General features: G+C 71.8%; 23 protein-coding genes and 1 pseudogene. 12 read left to right on the top strand and 12 right to left on the bottom strand.

Annotated elements, in window-relative coordinates; translation table 11 throughout:
• Together TR46_RS03185 and lgt are read left to right on the top strand one after the other, a co-directional pair.
• Positions 1-356, top strand: a 356-nt coding sequence (locus TR46_RS03185) for a cellulose binding domain-containing protein (RefSeq protein ID WP_042393058.1), incomplete at its 5' end; no start/stop codon positions are given.
• Between the two features lie 283 nt (positions 357-639).
• Positions 640-1614 (top strand): prolipoprotein diacylglyceryl transferase, encoded by a 975-nt coding sequence (lgt, locus tag TR46_RS03180; RefSeq protein WP_042393056.1) that lies wholly within the window; start codon positions 640-642, stop codon positions 1612-1614.
• A gap of 86 nt (positions 1615-1700) precedes the next feature.
• On the opposite strand, the gene TR46_RS03175 is transcribed toward lgt, so the two are convergent.
• The 3 genes from TR46_RS03175 to TR46_RS03165 all read right to left on the bottom strand — a co-directional run bounded on the left by TR46_RS03175 (position 1701) and on the right by TR46_RS03165 (position 4782).
• Entirely contained in the window at positions 1701-2972 is a 1272-nt protein-coding gene (locus tag TR46_RS03175) for an alginate lyase family protein (protein ID WP_042393051.1), read from the bottom strand.
• A gap of 570 nt (positions 2973-3542) precedes the next feature.
• The gene (locus tag TR46_RS03170) at positions 3543-4391 is read right to left on the bottom strand and encodes a DedA family protein (RefSeq protein WP_063770514.1); all 849 of its coding nucleotides are present in this window, start codon (positions 4389-4391) and stop codon (positions 3543-3545) included.
• A 7-nt stretch (positions 4392-4398) separates the two neighbouring features.
• Complete coding sequence (locus TR46_RS03165) at positions 4399-4782, bottom strand: ArsR/SmtB family transcription factor (protein ID WP_042393049.1); 384 nt, start codon at positions 4780-4782, stop codon at positions 4399-4401.
• 116 nt (positions 4783-4898) lie between these two features.
• Here TR46_RS03165 and TR46_RS03160 point away from each other — a divergent pair, with 116 nt between their 5' ends.
• Both TR46_RS03160 and TR46_RS03155 read left to right on the top strand, forming a co-directional pair.
• Complete coding sequence (locus tag TR46_RS03160; protein WP_052432513.1) at positions 4899-5816, top strand: DMT family transporter; 918 nt, start codon at positions 4899-4901, stop codon at positions 5814-5816.
• A 70-nt stretch (positions 5817-5886) separates the two neighbouring features.
• Positions 5887-6330, top strand: a complete 444-nt coding sequence (locus TR46_RS03155) for a universal stress protein (RefSeq protein WP_042393047.1) — start codon at positions 5887-5889, stop codon at positions 6328-6330.
• 28 nt (positions 6331-6358) lie between these two features.
• Here the strand turns inward: TR46_RS03155 and TR46_RS03150 are convergent, their stop codons facing one another.
• The gene (locus TR46_RS03150; RefSeq protein WP_042393045.1) at positions 6359-7270 is read right to left on the bottom strand and encodes a cation diffusion facilitator family transporter; all 912 of its coding nucleotides are present in this window, start codon (positions 7268-7270) and stop codon (positions 6359-6361) included.
• A 60-nt stretch (positions 7271-7330) separates the two neighbouring features.
• Positions 7331-8788 (bottom strand): glycoside hydrolase family 47 protein, encoded by a 1458-nt coding sequence (locus TR46_RS03145; protein ID WP_042393042.1) that lies wholly within the window; start codon positions 8786-8788, stop codon positions 7331-7333.
• A gap of 183 nt (positions 8789-8971) precedes the next feature.
• Between TR46_RS03145 and TR46_RS03140 the strand changes: the two genes are divergently transcribed.
• Positions 8972-9754, top strand: coding sequence for an FAD:protein FMN transferase (locus tag TR46_RS03140; RefSeq protein WP_042393040.1), 783 nt, complete (start codon positions 8972-8974; stop codon positions 9752-9754).
• A 180-nt stretch (positions 9755-9934) separates the two neighbouring features.
• On the opposite strand, the gene TR46_RS03135 is transcribed toward TR46_RS03140, so the two are convergent.
• The gene (locus TR46_RS03135; RefSeq protein WP_042393037.1) at positions 9935-11293 is read right to left on the bottom strand and encodes an NAD(P)/FAD-dependent oxidoreductase; all 1359 of its coding nucleotides are present in this window, start codon (positions 11291-11293) and stop codon (positions 9935-9937) included.
• Positions 11294-11469: 176 nt separating this feature from the next.
• Here TR46_RS03135 and TR46_RS03130 point away from each other — a divergent pair, with 176 nt between their 5' ends.
• Genes TR46_RS03130 through purB form a run of 3 tightly spaced genes read left to right on the top strand, consistent with a single transcriptional unit; the run spans position 11470 to position 14111 of the window.
• Positions 11470-12240, top strand: a complete 771-nt coding sequence (locus TR46_RS03130) for a HipA family kinase (protein WP_042393033.1) — start codon at positions 11470-11472, stop codon at positions 12238-12240.
• Positions 12237-12623: a DUF3037 domain-containing protein gene (locus TR46_RS03125; protein WP_042393030.1), complete on the top strand. Its 387-nt coding sequence runs from the start codon at positions 12237-12239 to the stop codon at positions 12621-12623. The genes TR46_RS03130 and TR46_RS03125 overlap by 4 nt, the downstream gene beginning before the upstream one ends.
• A gap of 48 nt (positions 12624-12671) precedes the next feature.
• Positions 12672-14111, top strand: coding sequence for an adenylosuccinate lyase (gene purB / locus TR46_RS03120; RefSeq protein ID WP_042393028.1), 1440 nt, complete (start codon positions 12672-12674; stop codon positions 14109-14111).
• Between the two features lie 205 nt (positions 14112-14316).
• Here the strand turns inward: purB and TR46_RS03115 are convergent, their stop codons facing one another.
• Positions 14317-15486 (bottom strand): AI-2E family transporter, encoded by a 1170-nt coding sequence (locus TR46_RS03115; RefSeq protein WP_201776362.1) that lies wholly within the window; start codon positions 15484-15486, stop codon positions 14317-14319.
• A gap of 144 nt (positions 15487-15630) precedes the next feature.
• On the opposite strand from TR46_RS03115, the gene TR46_RS03110 reads away from it, so the two are divergent.
• Positions 15631-16701, top strand: a complete 1071-nt coding sequence (locus tag TR46_RS03110; protein WP_042393024.1) for a terpene synthase family protein — start codon at positions 15631-15633, stop codon at positions 16699-16701.
• Here TR46_RS03110 and TR46_RS03105 read toward each other — a convergent pair.
• Together TR46_RS03105 and TR46_RS03100 are read right to left on the bottom strand one after the other, a co-directional pair.
• Positions 16655-17041 (bottom strand): RNA-binding S4 domain-containing protein, encoded by a 387-nt coding sequence (locus TR46_RS03105; RefSeq protein WP_042393022.1) that lies wholly within the window; start codon positions 17039-17041, stop codon positions 16655-16657. The two genes, TR46_RS03110 and TR46_RS03105, sit on opposite strands and share 47 nt — an antisense overlap.
• Positions 17042-17091: 50 nt before the next feature.
• A pseudogene (locus tag TR46_RS03100) lies at positions 17092-18225 on the bottom strand (RNA polymerase sigma factor); the annotation flags it as partial.
• Between the two features lie 310 nt (positions 18226-18535).
• Here TR46_RS03100 and TR46_RS03095 point away from each other — a divergent pair.
• Genes TR46_RS03095 through TR46_RS03085 form a run of 3 tightly spaced genes read left to right on the top strand, consistent with a single transcriptional unit; the run spans position 18536 to position 20280 of the window.
• Complete coding sequence (locus tag TR46_RS03095) at positions 18536-19693, top strand: inorganic phosphate transporter (RefSeq protein ID WP_042393020.1); 1158 nt, start codon at positions 18536-18538, stop codon at positions 19691-19693.
• Complete coding sequence (locus TR46_RS03090) at positions 19690-19962, top strand: hypothetical protein (RefSeq protein WP_042393018.1); 273 nt, start codon at positions 19690-19692, stop codon at positions 19960-19962. The genes TR46_RS03095 and TR46_RS03090 overlap by 4 nt, the downstream gene beginning before the upstream one ends.
• Positions 19963-19983: 21 nt before the next feature.
• Positions 19984-20280 (top strand): DUF3349 domain-containing protein, encoded by a 297-nt coding sequence (locus tag TR46_RS03085; protein WP_042393016.1) that lies wholly within the window; start codon positions 19984-19986, stop codon positions 20278-20280.
• A 142-nt stretch (positions 20281-20422) separates the two neighbouring features.
• Here the strand turns inward: TR46_RS03085 and TR46_RS03080 are convergent, their stop codons facing one another.
• Genes TR46_RS03080 through TR46_RS03070 form a run of 3 tightly spaced genes read right to left on the bottom strand, consistent with a single transcriptional unit; the run spans position 20423 to position 23013 of the window.
• Positions 20423-21205, bottom strand: coding sequence for an ABC transporter permease (locus tag TR46_RS03080; protein WP_042393014.1), 783 nt, complete (start codon positions 21203-21205; stop codon positions 20423-20425).
• A 10-nt stretch (positions 21206-21215) separates the two neighbouring features.
• Positions 21216-22040, bottom strand: coding sequence for an ABC transporter permease (locus TR46_RS03075; protein WP_084717824.1), 825 nt, complete (start codon positions 22038-22040; stop codon positions 21216-21218).
• 28 nt (positions 22041-22068) lie between these two features.
• Positions 22069-23013, bottom strand: a complete 945-nt coding sequence (locus TR46_RS03070; RefSeq protein ID WP_042393011.1) for an ABC transporter ATP-binding protein — start codon at positions 23011-23013, stop codon at positions 22069-22071.
• Between the last annotated feature and the right edge of the window lie 131 nt (positions 23014-23144).

Below are 23144 nucleotides of genomic sequence, written 5' to 3'. Positions count from 1 at the left end.
CCGCCTCGTCCGCGACCGTCACCGGCACCACCTCGGCGTCGAGTGGCGGCGGCGCCGGCTGCACCGCGACCTACAGCGTCAGTAGTGACTGGGGCGCCGGCTTCAACGCCAACGTCACCGTCACCAACACCGGGACCAGCGCCACCAAGTCCTGGACGGTCACCTGGACCTGGGGCGGCAACCAGACCGTCTCCAGCATGTGGAACGCGGTCTACGCCCACTCCGGCTCGGCCGTCACCGCGACCAACGAGCCCTACAACAATGTGATCGCCGCCGGGGGCAACACCAGCTTCGGCTTCGGGGCGACCTACTCCGGCACCAACACCGCTCCCACGCTCACCTGCACAGCGAGCTGACCGGGCAGTTGCACCTGCCCGACCAGCGGTAGCAGGCTGCGGCGCGGCCCCACTCCCCGGGGCCGCGCCGCAGCCGTCGGCCGGACCGGCGGCGCACCGCCGGAAGGCCGTCCGGGCAGCCTTCCGTACGGGCGTCCGACCAGCCGTCCGACCAGGCGCCCGTGCCAAGATCAAGCGGATGGCCTAACCCTTTCCGGTCGGATGTAATGTGGGGCCGCACAAGCACAGACCGGCACAGCTGCGGGAGGCCCCCACCCGCCCGGCCTCAAGGGAATCGGCCCTGATGGAACTCGCGTACATCCCCAGCCCGTCGCAGGGCGTCTGGCACATCGGCCCGCTGCCGATCCGCGCGTACGCGCTGTGCATCATCCTCGGCATCGCCGCCGCCCTCTGGCTGACCCGCCGCCGCTGGATCAAGCTCGGTGGCAACCCCGACGACGTCGTGGACATCACCCTGTGGGCGGTCCCGTTCGGCATCGTCGGCGGTCGGCTCTACCACGTGATCACCGACCCGGAGCTGTACTTCAAGTCCGGTGAGCAGCCGATCCGGGCCCTCTACATCTGGGACGGCGGCCTCGGCATCTGGGGTGCGGTGGCGCTGGGGGCGCTCGGCGCCTGGATCGGCTGCCGCCGCCGCGGCGTCCCGCTGGCCGCCTTCGCCGACGCGCTGGCGCCGGGGCTGATCCTGGCCCAGGCCATCGGCCGCTGGGGCAACTACTTCAACCAGGAGCTCTACGGCGACCCCACCACGCTGCCCTGGGGCCTGAAGATCACCTACATCGACAGCAGCGGCCAGACCGCCCACGGCGTGTTCCAGCCGACCTTCCTGTACGAGTCGCTGTGGGACCTGGCCTGCATGGCGCTGCTGCTCTACGCGGACCGCCGCTGGAACTTCCACTCCGGACGCCTCTTCGCGCTCTACGTCGCCTGCTACACGGCCGGCCGCGGCTGGATCGAGTCGCTGCGCACCGACCACGCCAACCACATCCTCGGCCTGCGGCTCAACGACTGGACCTCGCTGATCTGCTTCCTGGTCGCCGTCGGCTATCTGATCGTCTCCCGCAACCGCCCCGAGCCCGAGCGGCGACTGGGCAGGTCCGGACTGGCTCCGGAGGGCCCGGCGCCGGACGACGCCGCCATGGACGACGTCGCCTCGGAACCCGCTGAAACGACCGCAACGGCCGAACCGTCCGAACCCTCCGATGACGCGGCCGACGAGCCGGCGGGGGACGCGGAGAAGCACACCCCGCGGGTCTGACCGATCGGCGGGACGTACGACGACGGAGGGAGGCGTGGCGCCGCGGGCGCCACGCCTCCCTCCGTCGTGTCCACCGGACTCGGAGCTCAGCTGCCGATCGGGTCCAGCTGCTCCGCGGCCGGCCGCAGCAGCCAGACGTCGCCGCCGGGCTGCGCGGAGAGCTCGGGCAGCGCCCTGAGCGCGGTGCGGTCGCCCGCGTCGGCGGCCGCGCGGATCACGTCGTTGGCTGCGAAGGCCTGGAAGTCCAGCTCCGGGTAGGTCCAGGCGGCGGCGCCGGTCGCGGCGGGGACCACGAAGTCCACGGACTTCAGCAGGTTGCCGCCGGAGGGCGTGGTGTAGTGCCACAGGTCGACGCCGACGTGCTCGCCGATCTGGGCCAGCCGGGTCAGTGCCAGCAGGTTGAAGTCGGAGTAGTGGTAGCTGGTGGCCCGGGCGAGCTCCAGCGGCTGGCCGCCGTCGGCGGCGAGCTGGACGTCCAGGCGCTTGCTCTCGGCGCCCTGCACGATGCTCCTGGCCAGGGCCTTCTGCCCGGTCGCCAGTGCCAGCGCGGCCTCCTGCATGTCGAAGAAGGACCCGTGGTTGTTGGTCGCGGCGGCCTCGTCCTTGCCGTTCTGGCTGGTCTGCAGCCAGCTGAGGAACCGGCTGTCCCAGTCGGTCATACCGGTGTGGTCGGCGCTGGTCCAGCCGGGGGCGCCGGTGTCCAGGATCGCGGTGGCGTCCAGGACGTCGGTGAACTGCTGGGAGAAGTCGATGATGCCGATCCCGCGGCCGTCGACCTTGCACGGGATGAACTGGGTGTAGTTCAGGCTCGGGTTCATCCTGCTCGCGGGGTCGACGAACCAGGTCCGCAGGTCCAGCGCGGCACGCTCGGCGTAGTCGGCCTTGCCGGTGTAGTACCAGGCCAGGGTGAGGGTGTAGACGGCGTTGAACATCTCGCCGCGCTCTTTGTGGTCGGTGATGGTGTCGATCGCGGGGTTGCGCACCCCGTCCTTCTGCACGTACGGGCAGCCCCACGGGTTGGCGGCGGTCTGCGGCTGGCTGGGCCACCAGTAGGGGGCCTCGCTGAGGTAGTCGTGCTTGTCGCCGCTGGGCGCGGTCTGCGGCTTGTCCGTCACCGACCAGGGGCCCTGGGTGAGGTAGCCGTCGGCCTGGCCGGTGAGCGTCCGCAGCTCGCCGCGGAGTTGCGGGACGCCGGCTCTGACCAGCAGCCGGGTCAGCGCCAGCCGGTTGCCGTCGAGGACGACGGTGCGGGGTACGGGGGCGGGGCGGAGGCCCGCTGCTGAGGCGGACGCCGGGGCCAGCAGGGCGAGGACGGTCGCGCCGACGGCGACCAGTGCGGCGGTGATGCGGCGGCTCATGGGACTCCTCGTACGGTGGGAGGAAGTTCATGTATATGACCGATGGTCATGAATGTGTCCGCAGCGAGGATAGGCAGCAGCCCCGGCCCCGCACAATGGGGCCGACAGGATCAGACGTGACGACTTGTCAGAACGCGTCCAGGCCTAAGCATCGGAGTCACCGTCGGACCCACCCGCGACCGGCCCTCCGGCCCGGCCCCGGTCCTGCCGACGGGACCAGGGGCCTGCCGTCCGGCCCGCCGACCGGCCCGCCGACCGGCCCGCCGACCGGCCCGCCGACCGGCCCAGCCTCGGGCCTGCCGTCCGTCCCGGCCTTTGGCCCGCTGTTCGGCCCGGCTTCCGCTCCGCCGACCGGCCTGGCCTCGGGCCTGCCGTCCGGCCCGGCTTCCGCTCCGCCGACCGGCCTGGCCTCGGGCCTGCCGTCCGGCCCGGCTTCCGGTCCGCCGCCTGGCCTGGCCTCAGGCCTGCTGTGCGGCCTGGCTTCCGGTCCGCTGTCTGGCTTGGCCTCGGGCTGGCCGTCAGGCCCGCCGACGGGACCGGCCTCGGGCCTGCTGTCTGGTCTGGCCTGGCCTAGGATCCGCTGTTCGGCCCGGCTTCCGGTCCGCCGTCTGGCCTGGCCTCCGGTCCCCCGACTGGCCCGGCTTCAGGCCTGCTGTGCGGCCTGGCTTCCGGTCCGCCGACGGGACCGGCCTCGGGTCTGCCGTTCGGCTCGGCCTCGGGTCCGCTGTCCGGCCTGGCTTCCGGTACGCCGACCGGTCCGGCCTCCGGCCCGCCCGCGGCCCCGCCCGTGCCCGCGCCCCCGCCCGCGCCCGCGGCCTCGCGGCGGTGGCGGCGCCAGGCCCAGACGCAGAGGGCGATGACCACGATGCCGCCGACCACGGCGGCGGCCACCGTGCCCGCGGTGTGCGCCACCTTGGTGTACGCGGATCCGGCCAGGTACCCGAGCAGGGTGTAGCCGATGCCCCAGATGAGCCCGCCGGCGGCGTTGAACAGCAGGAACCGCCGGTACGGCAGCTGTGACAGGCCGGCCAGCGCCGGCACCATCGCTCGGAACAGGGCCACGAAACGGCCCAGGAACACCGCCGCCGGGCCCTTCTCGCGCATGAAGGCGCGCGAGCGCTCGATCCGGTCCTGGTGCTTCACCGCCAGCCGGGTCCGCAGGAGCGCCGGGCCGAACCGGCGGCCCACCTCGTAGCCCACCGAGTCGCCGACCACGGCGGCCAGCACCACCACCGCCATCAGCGCGGGCAGGTTCACCCCGTGGTGCGCGCTGGCGATCACCCCGCCGATCACCACGGCGGTCTCGCCGGGCAGCACGAAGCCGAAGAAGAGGGCGTCCTCGGTGAACACCAGAGCGGCGACGACCAGGTAGACCAGCGGTCCGGACAGGTGGAGCAGCCAATCGGTGATCGCGCCCATCACGCCATCATAGGAGGCCGGTCACGGGGGACAGTTGGAGACTCGCGGGTCGCCCGTGCTCCTGGTGCAGGTGCTCCACATGGTGGACGGCCTGGTCCAGCAGTTCGGCGACATGCGAGTCGTAGAGGGCATAGACCACGCTGCGGCCGCGCCGCTCGCCCACCACCAGGCCCTGCTCGCGCAGCACCCGCAGCTGGTGCGAGCAGGCGGACTGCTCCAGGCCGACCTCGGCGGCCAGTTCGGTGGCCGCGCAGGCGCCCTCGCGCAGTCGGGCCAGGATCAGCAGCCGGGAGGGCGTGGCCAGCGCCTGCAGGGTTCCGGCCACCCGGGCGGCGGCCGCCGGGTCGAGGCGCCCGGGGCGCCGATCCTGCTGGTCATCCGGCTGGCCCATGCACACATCGTACTCAGTGGCATGTCACCGGCAGCTCCAAGACTCCCGGTAGCATCGAGCCGTAGTGATTGGATGTTGACCGGCCGTTGCGGAGGAGGGGGAGAACCGTGTCGTTGATGTCGATGCTGTCGGTGCTCTTCGCCGTCCTGGCGGCGGTGAGCAACGCCATGGGCACCGTGCTCCAGCGGCGGGCCGCACTGATCGTCCCGCAGTCGGACGGGTTCCAGCTGCGGCTGATGTGGGACCTGCTGCGCACCCCGATCTGGTTCTTCGGCATCCTCGGGGTGATCTTCGCGGCGATCTTCCAGGGCCTGGCGCTGGTGACCGGCCCGCTGGCGGTGGTCCAGCCGATATTCGTGCTGGAGCTGCCGTTCGCGCTGCTGATCTCCGGGCTGGTCTTCCGTAAGGCGATGGTGCGGCGCGGCTGGCTGTCGGTCGGCTGCATCGTGGTGGGCCTGGGCACGGCGCTGGCCGCGGCCTCGCCCAGCGGCGGGGAGCAGCAGCCCCCGGCTGCGCTGTGGATGCTGGCGCTGGTCTGCTGCGGCGGAATGATGGTGCTGCTCGCCGGGGCGGCGCTGAAGCGGCCGGTGGGTCCGGCCAGGGCCGCCTGCCTGGGGACGGCGGCTGCGATCGGCTATGCGCTCACCGCGGCCCTGATGAAGTCGGCCACCGACACCCTGGACCACGGCGGCGTCAAGGCCTTCTTCACGGCCTGGCAGACCTACGCCTTCGCGGCCGTCGGCGTCTGCGCGCTGTTCCTGCTGGAGAACGCCATGCAGGCCGGCCCGCTGGTGGCCTCCCAGCCCGCGCTGACCCTGGGCGACGCGCTGATCAGCCTGTCGCTCGGGGTGACCCTCTACGCGGAGTCGGTCCGGGTCGGCTGGTGGCTGGTGCCGGAGATCTTCGGCGTCGGCCTGGTGCTGCTGGGGGTGGTCGGGCTGTCCCGCTTGCAGTCCGGGACCGGTTCGGGCGCGGAAGGTGCCCAGCCGCAGTCGAAGCGGGACTCCTCGGTGGACGTCGCCGGATCCGCCTGACCGTCAGCGGCCCCTGGTCTGACACCATGGTGCCGAGTGCGAGCAGCGATTCGACAAGCAGGGAGTCCGTATGTTCGAGCTGGGTACTGACGGTCCCTCAGTGATCGTCGCCGGACTGGACGGTTCGCCCTCCTCCATGCGCGCGGCCGCCTATGCGGCCGGGCTGGCCCGCCGGCAGGGCTCGCTGCTCTCGCTGGTCTACATACAGCCCATCGGCACCATGGGCGGGGCGGACGTGGGCGTCGCGATCAACCAGGCCGGGCGCGAGGTGGCCGAGGACCTGGAGCGGCAGATCCGCGAGGGCATCGACGAGGGCAGCCACCGCGGCAGCATCCGCTGGGAGTTCCACACCGCGCCGGGCGACGCCTACGCGGGCATCGTGGAGCACGCCGACCGGCTGAAGGCCGACGCGGTGGTGATCGGCGTCTCGGAGAAGGCCGGGCACCGCCTCCTCGGCTCGGTGGCGGTACGGCTGGTCAAGGCGGGCCGCTGGCCGGTCACCGTGGTGCCGTGACCGGCCGACGGCGGGGCGCGCCCGTCGCTCAGGCCCGCTGGATGTCCGGCTCCAGGTAGATCACCCGGGCGATCGGCACGGCGGCCCTGACCCGGGCCTCGGCCGCGTCGATGGCCCGGGCCACCTCGGCGGCGGTGTCGTCGTGCCGGACCGCGATCTTGGCAGCCACCAGCAGCTCCTCGGGGCCGAGGTAGAGGGTGCGCATGTGGATCACCCCGGTCACCACGTCCCCGTCGACCAGAGCGGCGCGGATCGAGGCGTTGTCGGCCGCGCCGGCGCCCTCGCCGAGCAGTAGGCTCTTGGTCTCGATGCCGAGCACGACCGCGATGCAGACCAGCAGGGTGCCGATGCACAGCGTGCCGACGCCGTCCCAGACTCCGTCCCCGGTGGCCAGGCTCAGGCCGACCCCGAGCAGTGCCAGCGCCAGGCCGATCAGCGCGCCGAAGTCCTCCAGCAGCACGATCGGCAGCTCGGGCGCCTTGGCCCGGCGGATGAACTGCACCCAGCTCTGGGTGCCGCGCAGTTCGCCGGACTCCTTCACCGCGGTGCGGAAGGAGTAGCCCTCCGCGCAGATCGAGAACACCAGTACGCCCACCGGCCAGTACCAGTGGTCCAGCGAGTGCGGGTGCCGGACCTTCTCGACCCCCTCGTACAGCGCGAACAGCCCGCCGACGCTGAACAGCACGATGGCGACCAGGAAGCCGTAGACATAGCGCTCCCGGCCGTAGCCGAAGGGGTGCTCCTCGGTCGCCGCGCGCTTGGCCTTGCGCCCGCCGAGCAGCAGCAGCGCCTGGTTGCCCGAGTCGGCGACCGAGTGCACCCCCTCGGCCAGCATCGAGGAGGACCCGCTGAAGGCGAACGCCACGAACTTCGCCACCGCGATCGCCAGGTTCGCCCCCAACGCCGCCACGATCGCCCTGCTACCGCCGCCAGCACTCATGCGTTCCGCTGTCCCCTCGACCGTTCTTACCGCGTTCTAACCCTGCTCGACCGGTGCAGCCTATCGGCGCACCAGCCCGGACAGGACCTTGCCCTCGGTGGACAGGATGCCGCTGCGGTAGTCGAACCGGGGTGTGGCCGAGAACATGAGCCACTGGTACTTCATGTTCTCGGCGAACCAGTAGGCCGGCGTCAGGTCGCCCGGGCGCGTGCCGCGCACCGTCACATCCTCGGAGACGGTGTAGCCCCCGGCCACCCGCTGGTTGGCCCGCATCCCGGCGAAGTCGCGGTAGGCGGCCCGCTTGTAGCCGGCGTCCCCGGTCAGCCGCCACAGGTCGAACGCGGCGTTGGCGTACTCGGGGCGCAGCCGGCTGCCCTTGTCCACGGCCGCCAGACTCGCCGGGTCCACCGTCTCCGGCAGCACCGGATACCGGGCCAGCACGTCGGACCAGGTGCGGAAGTAGGACTGACCGCGCTTCAGGTCGCCGCCCTTGGCGAGCAGGCCGGCGTAGAAGGCCCCCAGCTCGGACTGGGCGGTGCCGCCGGCCGCCTCCCCGGTGGCGGAGTCGACGGACCTGAACCACAGCCGGCCGCCGACGGCGACCGCCTGGTGCTTGATGATGGCGGCCGTCAGCTGCCGGTACCAGGAGCCCAGCTGCCGGTCGCCGAGCAGGGCCGAGCCGCCCCACAGGTACTCGTAGAAGGAGTCCACCGGCGGGTTGGGCGCGACGGCGGTGGCGTCGATCCAGCGGCCGGTCTCGGTGTGGATGGTGGACCCCAGCAGCCCCAGCGAGCTGCGGCGGGAGATGACGGCCCGGTAGGCGCGCATCGAGGCGTCGAAGTAGCGGCCGTCCCCGGTGAGGTCGGACAGCAGGCCGAACTCCATCACATTGGTGCAGGCCTCGGCCAGCGGCACGGCGGTGCCGGAGACCGCGCCGGTGCGCAGGTTGACATGGGTGTACGGGATGCCGGTCGGCGACTTGGTGAAGGCCGGCAGCAGCCGGTCGGACAGTTCCCTGGCCCGGGCCAGCAGGCTGGCCCTGCCGGTCGCCAGATGGCCCGCCAGCAGCCCGCCGACCAGCCGGATCACCGCCTCGAACAGCTGCACCTGGCAGTTCTGGGCCGGGTCCAGGTGGGCTTCGATCCAGTCGCAGCTGCGGGCCAGTTCGGCGTCCTCGCCCATCAGGTAGAGGGTGTCCAGGGCCTCCACCATGGACAGGCCGAAGGTGTGCCCGGCGGCGAAGAAGTCGTGGTGGCGGCGGCTCACCGGGCACACCTCGTCGTAGCCCCAGGCGTGGGCGGTGTAGCCCCGCCAGCCGTGCAGGAACTCGGCGTGCACCTCGGCCGCTGCGGCGCGGTCCGTGGGGTGGGTGCTGCCCGAAGCGGGGGCCGCGGCGGTGGCGGTGCCTGGAAGGAGCGCGGTGACGGCGGTGCCTGCGACGGCGGTGCCCAGCACGGTACGGCGGGACAGCGGACGAAGAGGGAGCAGGTCACGGTGGGGTGAGGGGTTCTGGGGCATGGCTACAGGACTAAGCCTGCCAAGGTACCGTGACGGCCATTGGCTCAGGGCGGCGTGGCGTCCGACTGCACCCTGCTGGGCTGCGAGGATGTCCTCCGGGGGGCGCGCGGCGCATCACTCGAAGGAGTGAGGGGCTTCGCCTTTCTGACGCATTATCAGATGAAGTGTTATCAGGAGGATCAGATGGACCGGCCGGTGTTGCGCCATGCCGAGCCGGTGATGGGAACCGTGGTGTCCTTCGACGTGAGGGCGCCGGACGGTGCCGCCGCGGATGCTCTGCGGCGGGCCGTCGACTGGCTGCACCGCGTCGACGGGGTGTTCTCCACCTACCGTCCGGACAGCCAGATCAGCCGGCTGGGGCGCGGGGAGCTGACGGTCGCCGACTGCGACCCCGAGGTCGCCGAGGTGCTGGCGCTGGGCGCGGCGGCCGAGCGGGCCGGCGACGGGTTCTTCTCGGTACGGCCCGGCGGGCCGGACGGCGCCCTGGACCCCTCCGGGGTGGTCAAGGGCTGGGCGGTGGAGCGGGCCTCGCGGATCCTGCTGGAGGCGGGCTCGACGGACCACAGCGTCAACGGCGGCGGGGACGTGCAGACCGCGGGGGAGGCCGAGCCGGGCCGCGGCTGGAGTCTGGCGGTGGCCCATCCGCTGCACCCCGGCGCGTTCGCGACCCTGGTCCGCGGCAGCGGCATCGCGCTGGCCACTTCGGGGACGGCCGAGCGGGGCGCGCACATCCTGGATCCGCACACCGGCCGTCCCGCGTCCGGCGGGCTGGCGTCGGTCTCGGTGGTGGGGAAGTCGCTGACCGCGGCGGACATCGCGGCGACGACGGCCTTCGCGATGGGCCCGGCCGGGCGGGAGTGGCTGGCGTCGCAGCCGGGGCTGGAGGGGTTCGCCGTCACGGCGGACGGCCGGGCGTGGTGGACGCCCGGCTTTCGCGCGTACGTGCCGGAAGGGCTCGGTGGGTGAGCACCGGCCACTTCTGAGGGATCTTCGGGTGCGGACCGTAGGTGGTCGGGCGCGCAGTTCCCCGCGCCCCTACGGGGCTGCAACTCACTCGCTGTGGGTGAGTTGCACTCCCGTAGGGGCGCGGGGAACTGCGCGACCGACCAGGCAGGTGCCGGAGCCAAGAGCCGTCAGAGGCAACCGCTAGTGGCCGGTCCGGAGCGACTCGGTGTGGGCGCGGATCTCGTCCTTGCTGAGGTAGGAGTCGGTGTACTCGAAGTCCCGCAGCGTCCCGGCGCGGCCGCGCAGGAAGCCCATGCGCACGAAGTCGTCCCCGGCGGTGGCGTTGAGCAGCCAGTTGGTCATCACCCTGACCTTGGCGACATTGGTGCGCAGCGCCATCAGGTGGTAGCCGCGGGCCACCCCCTGCGCGGCGACGCCGGTGAGCTCCACGCCGACCGGCTTGGACACCGCGTCGGCGCCGCCCAGGTCGACCACTAGGCCCAGGTCCTTGTGGAAGTAGGGCTTGGCCTCCTGCCCGCGCAGCGCGGCGACGACATTGTCGGCGACGGTCTTGCCCTGCCGCTGGGCGTGCTGCGCGGTGGGCGGGCAGACCGAGCCGTCGCCCTTGGCCAGGTCCGGCACGGCCGCGGCGTCGCCCAGCGCGTACATCCCCTCGAACTGCGGGACCTTCATCTCGGCGGTGGTCACCAGCCGCCCGCGCACGGTCTCCGAGTCCAGGGTGGCGATCAGCGGACTGGCGGCGACGCCGGCGGTCCAGATCAGGGTGCGGGAGGGGACCACCCGGCCGTCGGTGAACTTCACCGAGTCCTCGCCGACCTCAGCCACCGAGACGCCCAGGGAGACCTCGATGCCGCGCTTGCGCAGCACGTCCAGCGCGGTGGCGCCGAGTTTGTCGCCCAGCTCGGGCATCAGCTTGGGGGCGATGTCGATCAGGTGCCACTTGATCAGGTTGGGGTTGAGCCGCGGGTAGCGCTTCACCACCGAGGACGTCACCCGCTGCAGGCAGGCGGCGGTCTCGGTGCCGGCGTAGCCGCCGCCGACCACCACGAACTGCAGCCGGGAGATCCGCTCGTCCCGGTCGGTGGCGGCGTCGGCCAGGTCCAGCTGGCTGATCACGTGGTCGCGCACGAAGGCGGCCTCGGCCAGCGTCTTCATCCCGCGGGCGTGGTCGGGCAGGCCGGGGATGTCGAAGGTGCGGGTGACGCTGCCGGGGGCGAGCACGATGTAGTCGTACTGCTCGTTCACGATCTCGTCAGTGATCTTCCGGATCACGCAGACCTTCGCCCGGGGGTCCACCCCGATCGCCCCGCCGGGGATGATCCGGGTCCGGTTCAGCATCCGGCGCAGCGAGACCGCGACCGACTGCGGGGTCAGCACCCCGGCGGCCACCTGCGGCAGCAGAGGGAGGTAGAGCTCGTAACTGAACGGGGCGACGATGGCGATGTCGGCCTCGCCGGGGGCGAGCTTGCGCTCCAGCCTCCGGGCGCACTCGACGCCGGCGAAACCGCCGCCGACCACCAGGATCCGAGGTCGTTCCATGGGTTCATCCTTCACAGGTGCGGTCACGTCGTGCGATCAGAGTGTTGTGCGATCAACTGGGTGGTTCTGTAGCACTACCTTGCCCGCCACACTCGCATGCACACCCTGGGCCTGCCACCGGGCGCGGGCCGGCGGGTGGAGGGGGAGGGCGGGCGCGGCTGGGTAGGGTGGGGCGCATGTTGTCTGAGCTGCGGGCCGTCCGGTATGTGACGCCGCTTCGGGAGGGCGGGTCGCTGCCCGGCCTGGTCGAGGCGCGCGGCGTGGGCGGCGATCCGGGCCTGTGGGTGGCCAAGTTCACCGGCGCCGCGCAGGGGCGCAAGGCGCTGGTCGCCGAGGTCGTCTCCGGCGAGCTGGCCCGCCGGCTCGGGCTGCGGGTGCCCGAGCTGGTGACGGTCGAGGTCGATCCGGTGCTGGTGGTGGGCGAGCCGGACGAGCGGGTGCAGGACCTGGTGAAGGCCTCCGGCGGCACCAACCTGGGAATGGCCTTCCTGTCGCGCGCCCTGGGCTTCGACCCGCTGGCCTTCCCGGTGGACCCGCTGACGGCCGGACGGGTGCTCTGGCTGGACGCGCTGATCGGCAATGTGGACCGGTCCTGGCGCAACCCCAATCTTCTGGTCCGGGCGGGCGAGCTGTGGCTGATCGACCACGGCGCCAGCCTGATCTTCCATCACAACTGGCCCCGCGCCGCGGCGGCCGTGGACAAGCCCTACGACGCCTCGGACCACGCGCTGCTGCGGTTCGGCCCCGACCTGGCGGCGGCCGACGCGGAGCTCGCCCCGCTGGTGACCGAGCGTCTGCTGCGGGAGGTGCTGGCCCTGGTCCCCGAGGTCTGGCTGGACGGCGAACCGGGCTTCGGCTCGGCACAGGAGGTCCGCGAGGCGTATGTCGCCCAGCTCGCCGGACGGGTGTCGGGCGGACGCGACTGGCTCCCGGAGGCAGCGGCATGAGCACGAGCGAGTACGTCTACGAGTACGCCCTGGTACGGGTGGTGCCCCGGATCGAGCGCGGCGAGCAGCTGAACGCCGGGGTGCTGGTCTACAGCCGCCAGGCCGGGCTGGTGCGGGCGGTGATCCACCTGGACGAGGCCAGGCTGCTGGCGCTGGACCCGCAGGCGGACGTGGCGGCGGTGCGCAGCGCGCTGGCGGCCGTCGCCGGGGTCTGCGCCGGCGGGGCAGAGGCCGGGCAGGCGGGGGAGGACGACCCGGGCCGCCGGTTCCGCTGGCTGACGGCGCCGCGCAGCACCGTGGTCCAGCCGGGACCGGTGCACTGCGGCCTCAGCGCGGACCCGGCGGCGGAGGCCGACCGGCTGCTGGAGCTGCTGGTGCGGTAGCTGTTCCGGTGCGGCCGAGGAGAGCTGCTCCGACCTGGACTGTTAAGATTGCGCAGCGTGACCGCCAAGCCGAAGATCCCCAATGTCCTCGCCTCCCGCTACGCCTCCGGCGAGCTGACCCGACTGTGGTCCCCGGAGCACAAGGTCGTCCTGGAACGGCAGCTCTGGCTGGCCGTGCTCAAGGCGCAGGCCGATCTGGGGGTCGACGTCCCGGCCGGGGCCGTCGCCGACTACGAGCGGGTACTGGACCAGGTCGACCTGGCCTCCATCGCCGAGCGCGAGCGGGTCACCCGGCACGATGTGAAGGCCAGGATCGAGGAGTTCAGCGCCCTGGCCGGGCATGAGCAGATCCACAAGGGCATGACCTCGCGCGACCTCACCGAGAACGTCGAGCAGCTGCAGATCCGGCAGTCCCTGGAGCACGTCCGGGACCGCACCGTGGCGCTGCTGGTGCGGCTGGCCGCGCTGGCGGCCGAGCACGGCGAGCTGGTGATGACCGGCCGTTCGCACAATGTGGCCGCCCAGGCCACCACTCTCGGCAAGCGCTTCGCCTCGGCCGCCGACGAGGTCCTGGTGGCCTTCCGGCGCCTGGAGGAACTGATCGCCCGTTATCCGCTGCGCGGGATCAAGGGTCCGGTCGGCACCTCCCAGGACATGCTGGACCTGCTCGGCGGCGACCAGGACAAGCTCGCCGACCTGGAGCGCCGGGTGGCCGGCCACCTGGGCTTCCAGCAGGGCCTCACCAGCGTGGGCCAGGTCTACCCGCGCTCGCTGGACTACGACGTGCTCTCCGCGCTGGTGCAGCTCGCGGCCGGGCCGAGCAGCCTGGCCAAGACCATCAGGCTGATGGCCGGCATCGAGCTGGTGACCGAGGGCTTCAAGGAGGGCCAGGTCGGCTCCTCGGCGATGCCGCACAAGATGAACACCCGCTCCTGCGAGCGCGTCAACGGCCTGGCGGTGATCCTGCGCGGCTACGCGTCGATGGTCTCCGAGCTGGGCGGCGACCAGTGGAACGAGGGCGACGTGTCCTGTTCGGTGGTGCGCCGGGTAGCCCTGCCGGACGCCTTCTTCGCCTTCGACGGCCTGGTCGAGACCTTCCTGACGGTGCTTGACGAGTTCGGCGCCTTCCCCGCGGTCATCGCCGCCGAGCTGGACCGCTACCTGCCCTTCCTGGGCACCACCAAGGTGCTGATGGGCGCGGTGCGGGCCGGTGTCGGCCGCGAGGTCGCGCACGAGGCCATCAAGGAGCACGCCGTCGCCGCGGCCCTGGCCATGCGGGCCGGGGTACGGGAGAACCAGCTGGTGCAGCGGCTCGCCGAGGACGAGCGGATCCCGCTCGACCGGGCCCAGCTGGACGCGCTGCTCGCCGACCGGCTGTCCTTCACCGGCGCGGCGGCCGGCCAGGTCGCGGCGGTCGTCGCGCAGGTCGAGACGGTCGCGGCGCGCTACCCGGAGGCGGCGAAGTACACCCCGGGCGCGATTCTCTGACGGCCCGTCGACCTGGTCATGCGGAAGGTCCCCTGCTGGGGGGAGAGCAGGGGACCTTCCGGGCGGGGATCGGGAGTCCAGGGGGGAGTGGTGCCTCCCGGTCCGGCCGCAACCTACGCCTACCCCCACTGGGGGGACGAAACCTTGAAGCCGCCTCAGATTCCAGAAATCATCGCGCCCCGGTGAATCAGCACACCGCGACGGGTCATCTCGCTGCGATCCCGGGGAAGACCGCCTCGTCCAGGAAGAGGCCGACCGCCACCGCCACCGGGATGGCGATGAGCGCGCCGATCACGCCCATCAGCGCGCCGCCGGCCAGCACCGCGAGAATGGTGACCAGCGGGTGCACCTCGACGGCGAACTTCATCGCCCTGGGCACGATCAGGTAGTCCTCGGCGACCCGGAAGACGATGTAGAACACCGCGGTGGCGATCGCCACCGGGAAGGACACCACCAGCGCCACCAGGGACACCACGATCCCGCCGATGGTCGAGCCGACCACCGGGATCAGGTCCATCAGGCCCACGAAGACCCCCAGCGCCGCCGGGTAGGGCACGCCCATGATCTGCAGCCAGATCAGCGTGGCAAGCCCGGCGATCACCGAGGTGGCCACGTTGGCCAGCATGTAGCGCCCGGTACGCTGCAGCACCTCGTCGGTCATGGCCTCGGCCCGCTCCCGTCGGCTGCCGCGGACGAAGCGCAGGCAGAACCGCTTCAGGGTGGGCAGGCCGGCCAGGAAGTACAGGGTCAGCGTGATCACCAGGAAGAACCCGGTGAGCGTGCTGATGAGCAGCTGGCCGGCCCCCATCAGGCCGTTGACGACCGTGCCCGCCCCGCCGCCGCTGAGCTGCGTCTTCACCTTGGTGCTGATGTGGTAGCGGTCCTCCAGCCGGCCCAGGAAGGAGTGGTGGTCGTGGAGCTGCTGCAGCCAGGTCGGGATGGCCTTCACCAGCGCGTTGACCTCGCCGGTCACCGGGGGGACGAAGAGCGAGACCAGCGAGCCCAGCACCACGACCAGCCCGACGATGACGATCAGCACCGCCCAGCGCCGCCGCATCCCCCTGGTGGTGAGCAAGGCGACGATCGGCTCCAGGCTGACCGCGATCACCAGGGAGAGCAGCACCAGCATCAGCACGTTCTGGATCTTCAGCACGGCCTGGACCAGCAGATAGGCCGTCAGGAGGCCGAGCCCCAGCCGCAGTCCGACGGTGAACCAGGAGCGCGGCGCGGCCGCCTGCGGCGCGGGACGCCGCGGCGCCGGGACCTGCTGGCCGGCCTCCTGCGGCTCGGCCGGCTGTGGGCCGGTCGACTGTGGGCCGGTCGGCTGCGGCTCCGGGGTCTGCGCCGGCGCTGCGTCGGCTCGATCCGTGCTCACCGGTACTCCTTGAGGTCGGGGCCTGGTCGCCGCCGGGTGCAGGCACCTACCCCGAATGGCCGGGTGCATCCGTGCGAACGGTAGCAACGCGGGGAAGGGTGTGTCGTTGGGTTTCCTCAGGAAAGCGGATCTTGGGAGCACCGAATGACGATCGAACTGAGTCTGGCACTGCCCGGCGGCCGGCTGCCCGGCCCCGGCAACCATCCGGCCGGGCCCCGGTTGCGGCGCGGGCACGACGCCTGGTTCCGGGAGCGGATGGCCGCCGTCGGACTGCCGCTGGAGCACCGGCTGTTCCGGGAGTGCGAGGGCGTCAGCCTGATGTGCCGGGTACTGCCGGGCGCCGACGAGGACCGGCTGCTGGGCATCTGCCTGGCGGCCTCGGTACTGTTCCTGCTGGACGATGTGACGGACGGTGACTCCGCGGAGACCTCCCAGGCCGAGCGCTATCTGGCGGTGCTGGCCGGAGCCCCGGCCGACGGGGGGTCCGCGCATCTGCGACTGCTGGCGCAGACCCTGGAGCGGGTCCGCCAGGGCGTCTCGCCGACGCTGTGGGCCCGGTTCGTGGCGGGCTTCTCGGAGGTGGTGCGGACCGCCGCGACCAAGTCGGCCGCGCCGGTCCCGGACTACGCCGGCTATCTCGCGGTGCGGCGCGCCGACGCCGCGTTCGACCTGGTGGGAGTGGCCATCGCGCACGGCCTGGGACTGGAGGGCGAGCGCGACCCGGGGCCGTCCGAGACCGAGCTGGCCGGCTTCCTGGACGCCTGCTTCGAGCACACCATCCTGGTCAACGACCTGCTGTCGTACCGCAAGGAGTACCTGCTGGACGAGCCGATGAACGCGCTGGGCGTACTGTGCCGCACCCGCGGTCTGGACCTCCAGCAGGCGGTGGACGAGCTGTGCGCCCGGCTGGCCGCCGCCGAGGACGCCTTCTTCGCCGAGGCCGGGCGGCTGCGGCGCGGGTACGGCGATCGGCCGGGGCTGGAGCCGTACCTGGAGGCCTGGGGGCTGATGCTGAGCGGCAACCTGGCCTGGTCGCTGTCCTGCCCGCGCTACAACGGCCGCGACGGCGGCCGGCGCTGGGAGGGCGCCGCCGACGAGCTGCCCGCGGTGATGGTGCTGCACCCGGACCGGACCGAGTTCCGGGACGCCCCCCGGGCCGCGACCCCGGTCAGTGCCGCTGCAGCCGCTCCAGCTCGCGGCGGTCCCGCTTGGTAGGCCGACCGGTGCCGCGGTCGCGTACCGCCACCAGCACGACCTCCTCGCGCGGCGGCCGCGGCGGGCTGGCGTCCACATAGCACTCGGCGGCGACCGGCGCGCCGACCCGCTTGCGCACCACCTTGGCGACGGTGACGATCCGCTCGTAGCCGCCGCTCTCGCGCACCCGCACCTCGTCGCCGGGCCGCACGGTCTGGGCCGGTTTGGCCCGCTCGCCGTTCACCCGTACATGGCCGGCCTTGCAGGCGGCCGCGGCCAGTGAGCGGGTCCTGGTCAGCCGCACCGACCAGATCCAGCTGTCGACCCTGACCGGCCCCTGGTCCCCCTGGTCCGTAGTCATGCCACGACTCTAGCGGCCATGACTCCATCGGCCGGGGCGGCAGCGGCCGATCAGTCCAGGTAGTCGCGCAGGACCTGGGAGCGGGAGGGGTGGCGCAGCTTGGACATGGTCTTGGACTCGATCTGGCGGATCCGCTCGCGGGTGACCCCGTAGACCTTGCCGATCTCGTCCAGGGTCTTCGGCTGGCCGTCGGTCAGGCCGAAGCGCATCGAGACCACGCCGGCCTCGCGCTCGGCGAGGGTGTCCAGCACCTCGTGCAGCTGCTCCTGGAGCAGGGTGAAGCTGACCGCGTCGGCCGGGACGACTGCCTCGGAGTCCTCGATCAGGTCGCCGAACTCGCTGTCGCCCTCCTCGCCGAGCGGGGTGTGCAGGGAGATCGGCTCGCGGCCGTACTTCTGCACCTCGACGACCTTCTCCGGGGTCATGTCGAGTTCCTTGGCCAGCTCCTCCGGAGTGGCCTCGCGGCCCAGGCTCTGCAGCAGCTGGCGCTGCACCCGGGCGAGCTTGTTGATGACCTCGACCATGTGCACCGGGATGCGGATGGTGCGGGCCTGGTCGGCCATGGCGCGGGTGATCGCCTGCCGGATCCACCAGGTCGCGTAGGTGGAGAACTTGAAGCCCTTGGTGTAGTCGAACTTCTCGACCGCGCGGATCAGGCCGACATTCCCCTCCTGGATCAGGTCCAGGAACAGCATGCCGCGGCCGGTGTAGCGCTTGGCGATGGAGACGACCAGCCGGAGGTTGGCCTCCAGCAGGTGGTTCTTGGCCCGGCTGCCGTCCTCGGCGATGATCTCCAGCTCGCGGCGCAGTTCCGGGGTCAGCTCGTCGTCGCCCTCGGTCATCGCCAGGGCGAGCAGGCCGGCCTCGATCCGCTTGGCGAGGACGACCTCCTGCTCGGCGTTGAGCAGCGGGACCTTGCCGATCTGCTTGAGGTAGTCCTTCACCGGGTCGGAGGTTGCCCCCGCGACCGTGACCAGCTGGGCGGGAGCGTCGTCCTCGTCCTCGTCGGAGACCGTGAAGACCTCCTGGCCGGTCGGGCCGGCGACCTCGGACAGATCAGCCTGCTCGGGCTGGTCTGTCTGCTCCACGGCTTCCGGCATTTCCTCGGAATTCTTCCCGGCGGCTTTCGCGGGCTTTTTCCGTGCGGGCGCGGAAGTCTTGGCAACGGCCACCATCAGCGCTGTGCCTCCCTCATAGGACCTGCTCGAGGCTGCGCAGGACACGCATCCGGCACTGCACACCAAGCAGCACCGATGGGTTTATCGGTGAAGGACGGATATTCGTTACATCGGCGAAAGAGTGATGTGTGGCACACCCGCCCGGGTCACCCGAACAGCTGTGTTCCCCGGTTCTGGCCGGTGAAACGGTCCGGGCCGGCCCGAGACGTAGCGGAACGGTGGCTGAGGTGGACGCCTGGTGACGGGGGTGCGGCCAGTCGGGTAAGGATCGCGCCGGTGTCTCGACGGCCGTCCCACGCCTCGGGACACTGCCGATGTGGGTAACGACACTCTGCTTGCTCTGGTGGTCGTCACGGCGCTGGCCTTCGACTTCACCAACGGATTCCACGACACGGGCAACGCCATGGCGACCTCCATCGCCACCGGCGCCCTCGGTCCCAGGACAGCGGTCGCGCTGTCCGGGGCACTCAATCTGATCGGTGCCTTCCTCTCGCTGAGCGTCGCGGCGACGATCGCCAGCGGTCTGGTGGCCACCAACCTCGTCACACTCACCGTGGTCTTCGCCGGACTGGCCGGCGGCATCATCTGGAACCTCCTCACCTGGTTCCTGGGGATCCCCTCCAGTTCCTCGCACGCCCTGATCGGCGGGGTGGTCGGTTCGACCATCGCCGCGGCGGGCGGCCACGCGGTCAAATGGCACGGACTCCTCCAGAAGGTGATCATCCCGGCCGGGCTCTCCCCGGTCATCGCCGGGCTGGTCGCCGCAACCGGGACCTGGCTGGTCTACCGGATCAGCCGTGGGGTCCACCCCAAGGCCCGCAGCCACGGCTTCCGGATCGGCCAGATCGGGTCGGCGTCGATGGTCTCGCTGGCCCACGGCACCAACGACGCACAGAAGACCATGGGCATCATCACCCTGGCGCTGATCGCCAACGGCAGCCTGCACTCCGGTGCCAAGGCGCCGTTCTGGGTCATCCTCACCTGCGCCCTCGCCATCTCCCTGGGCACGTACATGGGCGGCTGGCGGGTCATCCGCACCCTCGGCAAGGGACTGGTGGAGATCGAGTCGCCGCAGGGCATGGCCGCCGAGTCCTCCTCGGCCGCGGTGATCCTGCTGTCCAGCCACTTCGGCTACTCACTGTCCACCACCCATGTCGCCACCGGATCGATCCTCGGCACCGGCGTCGGCAAGAAGGGCGCCGAGGTCCGCTGGAACGTCGCCGGACGGATGGCCGTGGCCTGGCTGTTCACCCTGCCGGCCGCCGGTCTGGTCGGCGCGGGCGCCTACGGGCTCGCCCATGTCATCGGCGGCAACGCCGGGATCGTGGTGGTCCTGGTACTGCTGCTCGCGGTGGCCGGGCTGATCTACGTGCGGTCCCGCCGGACCGCGGTCAGCCATGAGAACGTCAACGCGGAGTGGACCGGTTCGGTCGCGCCGCCGACCGAGGCGCCCAAGGAGGTCGCGGCGGTATGAACGACTGGATCAATCTGAGCGCCCTGTGGCAGATCGTGGTGGTGGGCCTGCTGGCCGGCGCGGGGCTGCCGGCGCTGTTCGCGGTCGGGCTGCGCGCGCTGAGCCTCCCCGGCGCGGGCGGCGCGGCCGGCACCACCAGGGCCGGCGCGGACGACGACGACCGGGTGGTCGGCGGCAGCCCGCTGGGACTGGCCGTCGCCGTGCTGTGCTTCGCCGTGGTCCTGGCCGCAGTGGGCTGGGGCATCTACCTGATCGTCGCCGCGACCTGACACCAAGAAGGGACCAGGCAGATGCCCTTGCCTCCCGTACTCTCATCCATCGTCGGCTGGCTCCGCGCGGGCTACCCCGAGGGTGTGCCCGAGCGTGACTACGTTCCGCTGTTCGCGCTGCTGGCAAGCCAGTTGACCGACGACCAGGTCTTCTCGATCGTCGATGAACTGGTCGGCGGCAGCGACCCGATCACCGCCAGAACCATCCGCGAGGCGGCCGAGGCGACCGCGAACGGCCCGCTGGCCGACGCCGATGTGGCCCGGGTCCGGGCCCGGCTCGCCGCCGGGGGGTGGCCGCTGGCCCGGCCGGAGGGCTGAGGGTTTCTACGGCTGCGGACCGTAGGTGGCTGGCGGCGCAGTTCCCCGCGCCCCTGTGCTGCAACTGAACCGCTGTGGGGGCGTTGCACTATGCAGGGGCGCGGGGAACTGCGCGACAAGCCACTTACGGTCCGCAGTCGACCTAGTGCAGCAGCATCCGCTGCATTCGGGGCAGGGCGATCCGCAGTCCCAGTGCGCCCATCAGCAGCAGGTAGACGACCGGGACCAGCAGGGCCGGGCCCGGCTCGCCCAGGGCGGGGAGCCGGATCAGCTGGATGCTCTGGTAGAGCGGCAGGCACTCCACCGCGATCTGGACCGGCCGGGGGTACACCCCCAGCGGGTAGAAAGTGGTCGCGAACAGGAACATCGGCAGCATCGCCAGCTGGATGAACTGGAAGTCCGCCCAGCCGCGCAGGAAGGTGACCACCGCGAGCCCCACCGAGGCGAAGGCGAAGCCGACCACCGCGGCCCCGGGGATCACCAGCAGGATCCAGGCCGACTGGACCAGGCCGAAGGCGCCGACCACGGCCAGGAAGCCGGCGGTGACCAGCACCCCGCGCAGCAGCGCCCAGCACACCTCGCCGACGGCGACGTCGTGGACGGTCATCGGGGTGGCCAGGATCGAGTCGTAGACGCGCTGCAGCTTCAGCTTGGCGAACATGTTGAAGGTGGTCTCGTTCATCGCGCCGTTCATCGCCGCGGTGGCCAGCAGGGCCGGCGCGACATAGGCCGAGTAGCCGATGCCGCCGGTGGACCCGCCGCCCGGTCCCGACCCGTCCAGGCCGGGGACGTGGCCGACCAGTTGGCCGATGCCGACGCCGATGGTGAGCTGGTAGAGCATCGGCTCCAGCACCTCGGCCAGCAGCAGGTACCAGGTGTGGCGGTAGATGAGCAGATTGCGTTCGAGCAGGAGCAGGGCGGGCACGGGGGCTCCTCTATCCGTTCAGCCGGCGGGTGAAGGTGCGGCGGGCGGCCAGCCAGCCCATCAGGACCAGGGCGGCCAGGTAGCCGGTGTGCATCGCGCTGCCCCCGGCGGTGGCGGTACCCGCGACGATCGAGCGGCACAGGGCGATGCCCTGGTGGAGCGGGGTGCAGGCGACGACGCCCTGCAGCGGGCCGGGGAGCTGGTCGGTCGAGAAGAAGGTGCCGGAGAACATGTAGAGCGGCATCAGTACGAAGCGGAACACCCCGTTGAGCCGGGCCTGCCGGGTGACCGTGACCGACCAGGCGGCGACCGGCGCGCAGAAGGCCATCCCGGTGAGGGTGGCCGCCGGTACCAGCAGCAGGGCGCGCAGCGGTCCGGTGATGCCGAACGCGGCGACGACGGCGGTGAACGCGGTGGCGCTCAGGGCCAGCCGGAAGGCCATGAACAGCAGATGGCCGCCGAGGATGTCGGTGGGCTCCATCGAGGTCGCCGCCGCGGCGCGGTAGCTGCCCTGCGGGCGGGCCGCCTGGAACACCGGTCCGGCGGCCTCGATGTAGCCGGTCTGCATGGCCATCGCGGCCAGCAGCCCGGGGGCGAAGAAGGCGACGTAGGAGCCGCCGTGCAGGTAGCCGCTGCCGCCGCGGTCCACCAGCTTGCCCAGCCCGGCGCCGATGGCGGCCAGGAACAGCAGCGGGTTGGCCACGCTGATCACCACGGTGCCGCGCCAGGTGCGGCGGTAGCGGTGCAGCCGGTAGCCGAACTCCCGCAGAGCCGGGGGCGGGCCCGAGTGCGGCGCGGGGGGTGCGGCGGCGGGTCGGACGGTGGCCGTGGCCATGGGGGCGTCCCTTTCGCTTTCGGTGCGGCTAGTCGACGAGGGTGCGGCCGGTCAGGGTGAGGAAGACGTCCTCCAGGCCGGCCCGCCGGACCAGCGCGGTGATCGGCACGATGCCCCGGACGTGCACCCCGGCCAGCGCGGTCTCCCCGTCCTCGGTGTAGAGCAGCAGCCGGTCCGGCAGCGGCTCCAGCCGGTCGGCCAGGCCCTGCAGCTTCTCCGCCGTCACCGCCTGCTCGCCGGGCGGGACCCGGATTTCCAGCACCTCGCGGCCGGCATGGGCCTCGATCAGTTCACGCGGGGTGCCCCCGGCGACGATCCGGCCGCCGTCCATGACCACCAGGCGGTCGCAGAGCTGCTCGGCCTCGTCCATGTAGTGGGTGGTCAGGATGAGGCTGACGCCTTCGGACTTGAGCTGGTAGAGCCGTTCCCAGAGCAGATGGCGGGCCTGCGGGTCCAGGCCGGTGGTGGGCTCGTCCAGGAGCAGGATCTCCGGCTCGTTGACCAGGCCGCGGGCGATGGTGAGCCGTCGCTTCATGCCGCCGGACAGGGCCGAGACCTGCTCGCCCGCCTTGTCGGTGAGCCGGGCGAACTCCAGCAGCCGGTCGGCGCGTTCGCGCACCACCGCGCGGGGCAGCCCGAAGTAGCGGCCGTAGATCAGCAGGTTCTCCCGGACCGTCAACTCCTCGTCCAGGGTGTCCTCCTGGGGGACCACCCCGATCCTGGCCCGGATCTCGGCGCCCCGGGTGGCCGCGTCCAGGCCGAGCACTCGGAGCGAGCCGCCGCTCAGCGGGGAGACGCAGCTGATCATGCGCATGGTCGAGGACTTGCCGGCCCCGTTGGGGCCCAGGAAGCCGAAGGCCTCGCCGGGGGCCAGGGCGAAGTCGATGCCGTCCACGGCGGTGAAGCCCGAGGGCTGGTAGACCTTGCGCAGCCCCTCCGCCTCCACCAGCGGCGTTCCCTGATGCTCTGTCAACGGTCCCGGTCTCCCCTGGCTGGACGGTGCGGCGGTCATTCCGGCAACTGAGAAGCTAGGGGTTGTCGACAGTTTTCAGCAATCTATTTACAACCATCGGGAAATACTCAACGATTTGACGGTACATCGCT

The sequence above is a fragment of the Streptacidiphilus carbonis genome (assembly GCF_000787775.1).
Classification (GTDB): domain Bacteria; phylum Actinomycetota; class Actinomycetes; order Streptomycetales; family Streptomycetaceae; genus Streptacidiphilus; species Streptacidiphilus carbonis.
Note: the sequence above shows the minus strand (reverse complement) of the source record. Positions and strands in the feature narration are given on the sequence as shown.

Excerpts from the sequence above, each read along its gene's own strand:
- TR46_RS03125 (WP_042393030.1), top strand. The coding sequence starts at position 12,237 with ATGAGCACGAGCGAGTACGTCTACGAGTACGCCCTGGTACGGGTGGTG.
- TR46_RS03175 (WP_042393051.1), bottom strand. The coding sequence starts at position 2,972 with ATGAGCCGCCGCATCACCGCCGCACTGGTCGCCGTCGGCGCGACCGTC.
- TR46_RS03165 (WP_042393049.1), bottom strand. The coding sequence starts at position 4,782 with ATGGGCCAGCCGGATGACCAGCAGGATCGGCGCCCCGGGCGCCTCGAC.
- TR46_RS03170 (WP_063770514.1), bottom strand. The coding sequence starts at position 4,391 with ATGGGCGCGATCACCGATTGGCTGCTCCACCTGTCCGGACCGCTGGTC.
- TR46_RS03150 (WP_042393045.1), bottom strand. The coding sequence starts at position 7,270 with ATGAGTGCTGGCGGCGGTAGCAGGGCGATCGTGGCGGCGTTGGGGGCG.
- TR46_RS03110 (WP_042393024.1), top strand. The coding sequence starts at position 15,631 with ATGACGATCGAACTGAGTCTGGCACTGCCCGGCGGCCGGCTGCCCGGC.
- TR46_RS03155 (WP_042393047.1), top strand. The coding sequence starts at position 5,887 with ATGTTCGAGCTGGGTACTGACGGTCCCTCAGTGATCGTCGCCGGACTG.
- TR46_RS03135 (WP_042393037.1), bottom strand. The coding sequence starts at position 11,293 with ATGGAACGACCTCGGATCCTGGTGGTCGGCGGCGGTTTCGCCGGCGTC.
- lgt (WP_042393056.1), top strand. The coding sequence starts at position 640 with ATGGAACTCGCGTACATCCCCAGCCCGTCGCAGGGCGTCTGGCACATC.
- TR46_RS03145 (WP_042393042.1), bottom strand. The coding sequence starts at position 8,788 with ATGCCCCAGAACCCCTCACCCCACCGTGACCTGCTCCCTCTTCGTCCG.
- TR46_RS03140 (WP_042393040.1), top strand. The coding sequence starts at position 8,972 with ATGGACCGGCCGGTGTTGCGCCATGCCGAGCCGGTGATGGGAACCGTG.
- TR46_RS03085 (WP_042393016.1), top strand. The coding sequence starts at position 19,984 with ATGCCCTTGCCTCCCGTACTCTCATCCATCGTCGGCTGGCTCCGCGCG.
- TR46_RS03105 (WP_042393022.1), bottom strand. The coding sequence starts at position 17,041 with ATGACTACGGACCAGGGGGACCAGGGGCCGGTCAGGGTCGACAGCTGG.
- TR46_RS03075 (WP_084717824.1), bottom strand. The coding sequence starts at position 22,040 with ATGGCCACGGCCACCGTCCGACCCGCCGCCGCACCCCCCGCGCCGCAC.
- TR46_RS03160 (WP_052432513.1), top strand. The coding sequence starts at position 4,899 with ATGTCGATGCTGTCGGTGCTCTTCGCCGTCCTGGCGGCGGTGAGCAAC.
- TR46_RS03090 (WP_042393018.1), top strand. The coding sequence starts at position 19,690 with ATGAACGACTGGATCAATCTGAGCGCCCTGTGGCAGATCGTGGTGGTG.
- TR46_RS03130 (WP_042393033.1), top strand. The coding sequence starts at position 11,470 with ATGTTGTCTGAGCTGCGGGCCGTCCGGTATGTGACGCCGCTTCGGGAG.